The 1,028-nt window shown below is 63.6% G+C and carries 1 protein-coding gene; it reads right to left on the bottom strand.

Going from position 1 to position 1,028, the window contains the following annotated elements; all coding sequences use genetic code 11:
- A complete protein-coding gene (locus AC2D9U_RS24230; protein ID WP_484754222.1) occupies positions 1–966 on the bottom strand; it encodes an IS481 family transposase in 966 nt (321 codons plus the stop codon).
- Between the last annotated feature and the right edge of the window lie 62 nt (positions 967–1,028).

Here is a 1,028-nt window from a genome sequence, read left to right as displayed (position 1 = left end):
CTAGGTGTTTAGTCCCGGCATTTGGTGGTGCGGATTTTGTGTGAAGCGGTCGGGCTGGTCTGCCCACGCCTTGCAGATGAACTCGTATGGTGTGAGCCCGCGAAGGCGCTTGAGGCGGCGGGCGAAATTGTAGGCGGCGATGAAGCCGTCGAGGTGTTGCCGGAGTTGATCGTGGCTGTCGTAGTGGAAGCGCTTGACGGTGGCGTCCTTGATGGTTCGGTTCATCCGCTCGACCTGGCCGTTGGTCCAAGGATGGTTGATGCGGGTGAAGCGGTGCTCGATGCCATGCTCGGCGCAGCGCAAGTCGAACATGTGCGTGAGATATCGCGCGGTTGGGCCATTGGCGTAGCGAGGCGGTAGTCGGAACTGGATGCCGTTGTCGGTGAGCACGGTGTGGATCCGGTACGGCACGGCGGCGACGAGGGCCTCGAGGAAGGCCGATGCGGTGACACGCGTTGCGCTCTCCACCAACTGAGCGAAGGCGAACTTGCTGGTGCGGTCGATGGCTACGAAGAGGTAGAGCTTGCCTTCGGCGGTCTGCACCTCGGCGATGTCGATGTGGAAGAAGCCGATCGGATACGCCTTGAACGCCTTCTTGGTGGCCTTGTCGCCCTCGACCTCGGGCAAGCGGGAGATGCCGTGGCGCTGCAGGCAGCGGTGCAGCGAGGATCGGGTCAGCTGCGGGATTGTCGCCTGCAAGGCGTAGAGGCAGTCGTCCAGCGGCAGGAGCGTGTGACGGCGGAACGCCACGATGATGGCTTCCTGCTCTGCGGACAGGGTGGTTGAGCGCGGCGCCTTCGGGCCGGTGGGCTGGTCAGCCACGGAGGAGCGCTTGCGCCACTTGGCGACGGTCTTCGGGTTGACGCCAAAGCGCCGTGCCAAGTCCCTCAGGCTCGCTTGACTATGCTGGATCGCGCGACGGACCGCCTCTGTCGTGCGGGCGCTCCCGTGAAGAACCTGGCCCATAGCGCGTCCTTCCATGCCTGGGAAAAGACTGCACCATCAAACCCTGGGATCAAACACCTAGA

The sequence above is a fragment of the Roseomonas sp. TF40 genome, assembly GCF_057219975.1.
The sequence above is the reverse complement of the archived record's forward strand: the minus strand, read 5'-3'. Positions and strand labels throughout refer to the sequence as shown.